This window comes from Shewanella sp. SM101 (genome assembly GCF_025654465.1).
Lineage (GTDB): Bacteria > Pseudomonadota > Gammaproteobacteria > Enterobacterales > Shewanellaceae > Shewanella > Shewanella oncorhynchi.
The window spans coordinates 80706-89589 of record NZ_JAKKRH010000021.1 but is presented as its reverse complement, the minus strand read 5'-3'; the positions used below and the strand labels follow the sequence as shown (position 1 = coordinate 89589).

Genomic DNA, 8884 nt, shown 5'->3' with positions numbered 1-8884 from the left:
CCACCAATGCAGTAGAGGCAGTACATCGCCAATTTAGAAAGCTCACCAAAACCAAAGGTGCTTTTCCTAATGAAAATAGCTTGTTGAAGCTACTTTACGCAGGCATATTAAACGCCTCTGATAAATGGACCATGCCAATCCACAATTGGAGCCTTTGCTTATCTCAGTTAGCGATTTATTTTGAAGGACGTTTAGATAGCGTGCTGGAAATTTAAAAATTAGCCTGACACAGAATTTTGAACGCCCTCACTATCATCGCTTTTCATCTTTCGGATTAAATTCTCAATAGAGATTTCAACGCCAACCTTATTATTCCGATGCAAACAAATAAGATTTTCCAGATGCTCGCATTTCCCAAAATTATCAAACCTGCTTATTAAGTTGTTTAAGTTATTACGAAAACCCTGTTCAATTTGATAAAGCTGACTAGGTTGATAAGCATGCTCCCTAACATTAACCATACTATTCCAAACTAAAGTGTATTGTTCCAGAGCCTTTTGCGCATTATCTCCATTTGGATCACCAATATAACTTATTTCTCGCTCACATCCAGACCAATTATGTTTGCCAGAACGATACATAGTCGAATAATTCAACTTGAGCTTTGGATAAAGTTCGTAACTAAAAACACTTCCAATGAGCTCTATAAATGAAAAAGCTGTGTTTGATGGAAAATTAACTAAAGCAGCGTCTAACCTAGCGCAAAGTTGTTCCGTTCTTCGCAATGAAACCTGATGAAAAGCACAAAACAGTGCTACTATTTCGTACGCAACATCTTTAGTTACTGCTGGGTACATTAGTACAGGATCAAACTCTATTATGGAGAAGAAATCGTTTGCCTTGATAAAATCCAAATAGTTTGGCTCAGATAAAGTTAACCGCCTTTGAAAAAATCGACTTAAATATTCTTCTGAATCAAATTTTTCACCGTAAACAGCCTTAATTGAACACTCTAGTTGCTTAGTATCAGTAGACATCACGAAAACCAACTTAGGAATATCAAACAAGTGCTTTATCACCTCAAGCATTTCAATTGCATATGTAGGTCGACAGCGATCTAATTCATCAATAAAAATATAAACTTTATTTTTATTAGACAGTTCACAAACTTGCTTTATTAAATTAGATAACTCCATTTTAAACTCAACGGCAAACTCTTTATGCTTGTTATGTATTGAAAATATCTCTCTCCCAAACTCGCCTAAACGATTCTTTGATACACTTTGATCATTAGCCGTATCTTTAACTGCCACACCAATTTCTTTAAGTAAATCGCCAAACTCACTACCTAGAAAATGTTTACCTAAAGCCATGGTGATTACTGGCAAAAAGTTTTTTGCTAACTTCCAGCCAGCATTGAATATTTTACTTTCGGTTTCCGAAAAGTCTGTTATTCCACTCTGACATTTTAATTTAGTCAACAGTTCAGCGGTGACAAGGGCAAGTGGATCGTTTAGATAATCAGATTCCCATGCGTCGATTTTGATCGCAACATATCTTTGCTCCCCAAGTTTACGACACCAATTATCGACAAAGAAGGTCTTACCCGTACCCCACGCGCCGTTAAGATTCGCTACATATGCTTTTTCATCACTTCGAGTATCCAAGTACTTCGTAAACGCATCAGCCTGCTTCTCTCGAATTTGCCTGTAAGCACAGGTTGAAAAAGCTAGTGAAGATGTAGAGTCATTCATGAGTTTTTATTCCATATTTCGTATACTTTGCGGCTCAATGTTACTGCCAATCAATATTTCCTTATTAGTTTCTCTTTTATATGATATTTGACGCTCAAATAACACTGAAATCAAAGGAGTACACCATCACCTCGGAGTTGCCGCAGGGCATTAGCGTTCGTTGCGTGATCGAGGCATGGATGCCGAGATAGCGTCAGTCGAATCAGGGACGAGCGTCTGACGCGATAGCATAAGGACGCTTAATGCCCAAGGGGCTTTCAACTCCGTTGGGGACGCCGGGGGATATCCAAAAGGGGAACAGGCGCTTTTCCCCTTTTGGTCGGGTGTGGGGTGAAGCCCCACGACTTTGACTTTGATTCTGCGTTTAGCTTTAGCTAAAGCTAAAAACGCTTGGCCTAACATTTGCTTATCTACAACGGCGCATTGGCAAACAGATAACAAAGCAATGACGCCATTATGGATAAGCCACAATTATAGGGAGTAACCGATCTGCCATGAAATCCACCATAAGAGCCATGAAAATCACCTTAGATGACCTTAAAGGGCCTGAGATAGCGGCTTTACTGCAGGAACACCTCGACGATATGCGGGCAACCTCACCGCCTGAAAGCGTTCACGCATTAGATCTTGACGGCCTGCGTCAGCCCAATATTCGCTTTTGGACCCTATGGGATGGCAATAATCTCGCGGGTTGCGGTGCACTAAAATGGTTAGATGCCGAGCACGCGGAGATCAAATCCATGCGCACCGCCGCGCCCTATAAAAAACAGGGCATAGCGTCTAAGATATTGCAGCACTTAATTAACGATGCCATAAGCGCTGGCGTCAAACGCCTGAGTCTAGAGACAGGCTCGATGGACTTCTTCAACCCCGCCCGAATGCTCTACACCAAATTTGGCTTCGAAAGCTGCGGCCCCTTCGACACCTATCAACTCGATCCCAATAGTGTGTTTATGACGAAGAAAATCTAAAACACATGCGCCTTAGTCTTTGAAATTCATCTCTAAGGCGCTTTGCTGCAGTTAAGTATTCGCTCGCTTAACTACTGATGCAGTTCTGTGCCCGTTCCACCAATGGATAATAAACCCAAGCAACAGCCCCCAAAATGCGCTGCCGATGCCCAGCACACTAAAACCCGATGCCGTGACCAAGAAAGTTATTACCGCTACTTCGCGATCTTCCGTTTTAGCTAATGCGGCGGTCAGGCTATTGGCGATAGTGCCAAGCAGTGCTAATCCGGCGATGGCCAGTACTAATTCCTTCGGGAAAGCGGAAAACAGGCCAACCACAGTGGCGCCCAATAACCCAGTGATAAAGTAAAATACCCCGCCCCACACCGCAGCCCAGTAACGGGTCGCGGGATTCGGGTCTGCTTCTTTACCCATACAAATCGCCGCTGTGATGGCGGATAAGTTAAAAGCAAAACCGCCAAAGGGCGCGAGGATAACCCCGATGAATCCTGTAGTCGTGATCAAAGGTGAAATGGGTGGCCTGTAGCCATTACCATGCAGCGCAGCAACGCCCGGCATATTTTGCGAGGCCATAGTCACCACAAACAGCGGCAGCGCCACGCCAATCACACTCGCCAACGAAAACTCAGGTGTAGTCCACACGGGCATCGCCAGTTGCAACTGAACCGCATCTAGCTTGAGTAAATCTAATTGAAAACTCATACCTATACCCACCAACAAGGTCAGTAAGATGATGTAACGCGGCGCAAAAGGCTTAACCACAACAAACACCAACAGCATGATCAATATGAGGCTCAGCTGGGTTTGCATCGCCTGAAATAGCCCTAGGCCAAATTGCAACAGTATCCCCGCCAACATGGCTGAAGCGACTGACTGCGGCATGATGCGGATAAGCTTATCCATCCAGCCCGCCACCCCGCAAAGGGTAATTAATATCGAACTCACCAGAAAAGCGCCTATGGCTTGGTTGACGCTCAACCCTGCAAGGCTGGTCACCATCAGCGCTGCGCCCGGTGTCGACCAAGCCGTAAGAATAGGATTCTTGTAGTAAAGCGATAACCCTATGCTGGTCACGCCCATGCCCACACCTAAAGCCCACAGCCATGAACTGATCTGTGCTGGTGTCGCCCCCACAGCCTCAGCCGCTTGAAAGATGATCACAGCCGAGCTGCTATAACCCACTAATACCGCAATAAAACCCGCTGATATTTTTGACAAACTCCCTGCATCTCGCCACATATCCACTCCCTTTTTCTGCAATTGATGTCGCCATTACTTTGTGCGCTATAACTTATAAAATGAACAAGATAGCTTCTTGTGCGCTATAACGTACGAGATGGACAAGATAGCACCTGTGCGTTATAACGTACAAACTAAATTTTCATAAAAATGATGGGGCCATTGTGCAGACGATAAACAGCTATCTCGCCACCACGCTTAAAGCACTTCGCAACCAAAAGGGATGGAGTTTAGATAAAGCCGCCCAAGAGACGGGCGTGAGTAAGGCCATGATAGGACAAATCGAGCGCGGTGAATCAAGCCCAACCATTGCGACGCTATGGAAAATAGCCAGTGGATTCAATATCTCGCTGTCGACCTTTCTCGAACCCACACCCCAGAGCCAAGGCGCAGTATTCCGTAAGCCCGACGAGTTACGCCAACAACCCGCCACCGACGGCATGCTAGTCGCCTCACTCTTCCCCTTTGAAGAGCGATTCGGTTTCGAGATGTTTGAACTCACGCTGCTGCCAAACTATGAGCGCCTTTCTGAGCCCCATGAAACGGGTGTCACTGAGCATGTCATTGTCTTGAGCGGCACTATGGAAGTGCTAGTCGATGGCGAGTGGCAACCACTCAAGCAAGGTGAAGCAGTACGATTTGCGGCCGACAAACCCCATGGCTATCGCAATCTAAACGACCAAGCCGTGGTATTCCACGACATCATTCACTATCAAAGAGGCAATGAATTTAGCTTGTAGTAGCTTATCTAACGCCAGTAATGCAGAGTTCAAGTACCAACAACGCCAAAGACCAAACCATTCACTGCCGATAATCTGCAACGCTTGCACTCGCCACTCCATTAGAATAAACTTATTGAAAACTTTCTAATGGTAGGAGCAATGCTATGTTTCAATCTTTACTGGCTAAGTTATCCGGCAGCCACTCAGGCGAAAAATGTTGGCAATTGATTGAGCAAGGCGCACGGGTGATTGATGTGCGTTCGCCGGAGGAATTTGCCTCAGGTCATTTGCCCCAAGCCATTAATGTGCCGCTGCCAACACTCGACCAATGGTTACACCAAGTCGACAATAAGCAACATCCCTTCGTGCTCTATTGTGGCGCGGGTATTCGAGCGCAAAAAGGCTGCGACATTCTCAAGGCCAATGGCTTTAGCTGCGTGGTAAATGGCGGTTCGCTTAAAGATTTAGTCTGCTGCCAGCCGAGCTAATTTAAGCCTTGGTTGTGCGGCGCTAATCAGGCCAGTCTGTACATTGTGATGACTTAAATATCTGCGAGGTGGTGTATGCATAAAACAAATCATGCCAAAGCGTTACAGTTTGAAGCCACACAGGGTAACACTGCTGAAAAGCCGCTCGAAACTGAGCGCCATGCACGCTTTAGCATCAGTCGTAATCGCGACCAAGCCAGCACTAAGGTGCGTTATGTTGAGACAAGCACCCTAGCCAAAGGCTGCAGCCTTTGCGAATAAACAGCTTAGCGTGCCACTTAAACCTAGCCGCTCGAGTCTAGTTGCTCAAACCTAGCCACTTAAGCCAAGCGTGCTTAGCTGAAATGGACATACAAAAATGCCAGCCTATTAAAGGCTGGCATTATTTATTCAGCTAAATCAAATGACTCAGCTAATCAATGGGACAATTAAGCTTTCAGCTGATCGATACTGTGTTTCGCTTCGCTCATGCCTTTGTCGTGGGCTTCAGGGCCCATGTTCAACGCTTCGGCGTAAACAACTTCAACATTAGTGATACCCATAAAGCCTAAAACCGTTTTCAAGTAAGGTACAACATGATCCGTTGGGCCATCTTTGTGAGCGCCGCCACGGGTCGTCACCAACACAGCGCGTTTACCTTCCACTAATCCTTTTGGACCTGTTTCAGTGTAAGTAAAAGTCACACCGGCACGGGCGACAAAATCGATCCAGTTTTTAAGTTGAACCGGAATCGTAAAGTTGTACATAGGTGCAGCGATAACAATCGTATCGTTCGCTTTTAATTCAGCGACTAAGGTATCTGATAAGGCGAGCATTTCTTGCTGACGTGCCGATAATTCTGCACCACCGCGTAACCCAGAAGCGATTTCACCGTCTACCATAGGTAGTACGTCTTTACCGCCTAAATCACGCACTGTAATAGCGGCGCCTTGGGTTTCCCAGTGACTCGCTAAGTGGTCAATTAACACGGCAGATTGTGAATAACCGCCAAGAATGCTTGATTTTAAAATTAAGACTTTAGACATAATCTGCTCCGAAAATAGGTAAATGACTCAGAGTCAGATGGAATATCTCAACTCTATGACGCTAGTGTATTAGCCCATAAAAAAGAAATAAAGCGGATAAAATCTGAGATTAGCTTCGATTTTTTAGAAAGGTTATACGTCATCTTCGACGTACAGATACACTAAGTTGTTTTCGACGCATTCATACTTTCGACGTACTAACATACAGTCCTTCAAAAACCGCACACAGTGAATCCATACAATACAATTGCACTTCCAGCTTCACCTTAACTCTACGCCCCCTTTGTAACGGGCTGAGATCCACATCTGGCCATTGTACTTTTACCACAGGGTCACAAGTCACAGGAGCAAGATAACGAATATGGGCATCGGCGAGCACAATATCACCCGCCACGCCCACCAACTGTTGATTTAGCCACACGGCACCCCAGCCTGTTAAGGTCATCAAGGTATAAATGCTGCCCGCAAACATGGTCTGATGCAGATTAATATTGGGCGTCATCGGCGCTGTGACTCGAAATTCTCCCTCGTTGTAATCGAGTGGCACTATCTGCATAAACTCGCTAACGGGGATCGTACTGTGCCAAGTCTGGCGTAATTTAATGAGTAATTGATCCATGTGTATTCTCTTAATACTCCCTTGCTACAAGCGACATTGATTATGCCTAGCACCCCATCACCTAGACCCCTAGATAAACATCACGATAGAAGCTACACCTGCAGATTAAAGGTCACTGGGCCATCATTGACTAAGGACACTTGCATATCGGCGCCGAACTGTCCGGTTTCTGTATGAACGCCCTTAGCGCGGCAGAATGCGACAAACTCTTCATACAAGCCTAAAGCTTGTTCCGGCGTACCCGCCCCTGAAAAACTCGGCCTCAAGCCACGACCCGTATCGGCAGCCAAGGTAAATTGTGACACGACTAACAAAGACCCACCGACTTGTTCTAGATTGAGATTCATCTTGCCATTTTCATCGGAAAAAACGCGATAACTCATGACTTTAGTCGCCAACTTTTCCATCTTCTCGCGGGTATCTTCTTGCTCGACACCGAGCAGAACCAACAAGCCTTTATTGATTTCACCTAGGGTTTGGTTATCAACCACCACACTGGCGCGACTCACTCTTTGAATTAAAGCAATCACAACTTTTCCTTTTAGATTAAGGCTTAACGGGAACCATTTGCGGCATTAGCGGTAGCGGGCGGATATATTGCTCTACGCCATCAGGCAAAGATTGTACGACCTGCGCTAAGCCGCCGTTCGTCCACAGCATAAAGCGACGTAATTCTTCTATTTCAATACGGTCAGCAAAGGTCACTGTACCTTGCACTTGGATCACTGCGCCTTGGTCCAGCAACACAAACTTGGCAAAATTAAGCTTCTGATTCAAGGTGCCAATCACGGCAGGCAACTCTTGGCTGGCCTGCAATTGCGGATGCACTGCATAGAAGCGATTCATTAAAATACGGTCAATGCCTGCAGAATTAATGCTCGGCTCAAGCAAAAACTGGTTATCGCCAAACTGCACCGCGACTTTCGTCGGCGCAACTTGGGTGGCCAGATAATTTGCGTCAATCAACGCTTGATACAAGCGCTCAGCGGCAGTTTCATTGGTCAACCCACCGAGTTCAACAACTTTGGGCGCGACAGGGGCACTCACGACCTCCTGAGTCGCCACTTGATCAATAGCGCTTGTTTGAGAAGGGGCCGTGGTAGCACACGCGGTTAATCCGAGTAAAGTGGCACTGATGAGCAATGTTATCATTGTATTTCCCTTTGATGTATCCACGACCACATAGCATGGATTTCTGCTGTAACCGCCAAAAACAACGACTCGCTATTGAGCATATGTCCGCCGTCGGCAACAGATTGAATCGTAATAGTATGCTCTAGCTCAGCCACAAAATCGCGCAATAGCGCCGCTGGGCAAATCGCATCCTGCATTCCTTGCAATAACACACTACGCGCCTTCACTCTAGGCGTCACGCGCTGTAACACATTCATGGCATTGAAGTAATTATGTCGAGCAAAGTGTAACTCGATATTGGCTAATGCTAATACGGATTCGGGTAACAGCCTTGGTAACACTAACCTCGCCCCCGCAAGCTGCAACTCCCACTGTACCCAACGCCGCGCAAAATGGTATCGCACATTTTCATCTGCCGATGCCAAACCTTGATGGTACGAATCCAGTAATTCAATCAGCGATAACTGAACCGGAAAAATGTCATTGAAGAGTCGATAAGCCGCAGGTTGCAATTTTGCAGCGCCGTCAGCGCCATAGAGCCAGTCGAGACCTTCTTTGGATGGAATAAATAACGCCCACAGTACCTGTGCAATCACCCGCTCTGGGAATAATCCGCTGTAAATTAAGCCTAATGTGGCCCCAAAAGAGCCACCTGCTAAACACCAACGCTCAATATCCAATGCAAGGCGAATCGCCTCAATATCGCTAATCAAACCAGTGAGATGGTTATTTGCTAAATCGCCAAAGGGTAAAGATTGCCCAGAACCGCGTTGATCTAAAAGCAAAATCCAATATTGATCGCCATTAAATAAAGCTAAATCACCGATATCACAACCCGCTCCTGGACCGCCGTGCAAATACAGCAGTGGGATACCTTGTGGATTACCGTATTGCGCCAGATGCAATTGCTGACCATTGCCAACGTTAAACCAGTCGCGACGGATAAAAAATGGGAAGGATTCAGGCATTCAGTGTCATCGCCATTAATAATC

12 protein-coding genes are annotated in these 8884 nt (G+C 46.0%); 5 read left to right on the top strand and 7 right to left on the bottom strand.

Translation table 11 applies throughout. The annotated features are described in order from the left end of the window. On the top strand, positions 1 to 215 hold a 215-nt coding region (locus L5M38_RS13280; protein ID WP_263179398.1), incomplete at its 5' end, for a transposase. A 3-nt stretch (positions 216 to 218) separates the two neighbouring features. Here L5M38_RS13280 and L5M38_RS13275 read toward each other — a convergent pair. Next, positions 219 to 1694, bottom strand: coding sequence for a KAP family NTPase (locus L5M38_RS13275; RefSeq protein ID WP_263179397.1), 1476 nt, complete (start codon positions 1692 to 1694; stop codon positions 219 to 221). Positions 1695 to 2188: 494 nt separating this feature from the next. On the opposite strand from L5M38_RS13275, the gene L5M38_RS13270 reads away from it, so the two are divergent. Continuing rightward, positions 2189 to 2665, top strand: coding sequence for a GNAT family N-acetyltransferase (locus L5M38_RS13270; RefSeq protein ID WP_263179396.1), 477 nt, complete (start codon positions 2189 to 2191; stop codon positions 2663 to 2665). Between the two features lie 51 nt (positions 2666 to 2716). On the opposite strand, the gene L5M38_RS13265 is transcribed toward L5M38_RS13270, so the two are convergent. Beyond that, positions 2717 to 3904 carry a benzoate/H(+) symporter BenE family transporter gene (locus tag L5M38_RS13265; RefSeq protein ID WP_263179394.1) on the bottom strand — a complete coding sequence of 396 codons (1188 nt, stop codon included), beginning with the start codon at positions 3902 to 3904 and terminating at the stop codon, positions 2717 to 2719. 164 nt (positions 3905 to 4068) lie between these two features. Here L5M38_RS13265 and L5M38_RS13260 point away from each other — a divergent pair, with 164 nt between their 5' ends. The 3 genes from L5M38_RS13260 (at position 4069) to L5M38_RS13250 (ending at position 5375) form a co-directional block, all read left to right on the top strand. Continuing rightward, complete coding sequence (locus L5M38_RS13260) at positions 4069 to 4644, top strand: helix-turn-helix domain-containing protein (RefSeq protein ID WP_263174576.1); 576 nt, start codon at positions 4069 to 4071, stop codon at positions 4642 to 4644. A 146-nt stretch (positions 4645 to 4790) separates the two neighbouring features. After that, positions 4791 to 5114 carry a rhodanese-like domain-containing protein gene (locus L5M38_RS13255; RefSeq protein ID WP_105251132.1) on the top strand — a complete coding sequence of 108 codons (324 nt, stop codon included), beginning with the start codon at positions 4791 to 4793 and terminating at the stop codon, positions 5112 to 5114. Between the two features lie 75 nt (positions 5115 to 5189). Further along, positions 5190 to 5375 carry a hypothetical protein gene (locus tag L5M38_RS13250; protein WP_168826480.1) on the top strand — a complete coding sequence of 62 codons (186 nt, stop codon included), beginning with the start codon at positions 5190 to 5192 and terminating at the stop codon, positions 5373 to 5375. 167 nt (positions 5376 to 5542) lie between these two features. Here the strand turns inward: L5M38_RS13250 and azoR are convergent, their stop codons facing one another. The 5 genes from azoR to L5M38_RS13225 all read right to left on the bottom strand — a co-directional run bounded on the left by azoR (position 5543) and on the right by L5M38_RS13225 (position 8860). Continuing rightward, the gene (azoR, locus tag L5M38_RS13245) at positions 5543 to 6139 is read right to left on the bottom strand and encodes an FMN-dependent NADH-azoreductase (RefSeq protein ID WP_219255026.1); all 597 of its coding nucleotides are present in this window, start codon (positions 6137 to 6139) and stop codon (positions 5543 to 5545) included. Between the two features lie 181 nt (positions 6140 to 6320). Continuing rightward, positions 6321 to 6758: a thioesterase domain-containing protein gene (locus tag L5M38_RS13240; protein WP_263179393.1), complete on the bottom strand. Its 438-nt coding sequence runs from the start codon at positions 6756 to 6758 to the stop codon at positions 6321 to 6323. 92 nt (positions 6759 to 6850) lie between these two features. Continuing rightward, a complete protein-coding gene (gene dtd / locus L5M38_RS13235; protein ID WP_131524019.1) occupies positions 6851 to 7288 on the bottom strand; it encodes a D-aminoacyl-tRNA deacylase in 438 nt (145 codons plus the stop codon). A 16-nt stretch (positions 7289 to 7304) separates the two neighbouring features. Then, entirely contained in the window at positions 7305 to 7910 is a 606-nt protein-coding gene (locus L5M38_RS13230) for a hypothetical protein (RefSeq protein ID WP_263179392.1), read from the bottom strand. Then, complete coding sequence (locus tag L5M38_RS13225) at positions 7907 to 8860, bottom strand: alpha/beta fold hydrolase (RefSeq protein ID WP_263179391.1); 954 nt, start codon at positions 8858 to 8860, stop codon at positions 7907 to 7909. The genes L5M38_RS13230 and L5M38_RS13225 overlap by 4 nt, the downstream gene beginning before the upstream one ends. Between the last annotated feature and the right edge of the window lie 24 nt (positions 8861 to 8884).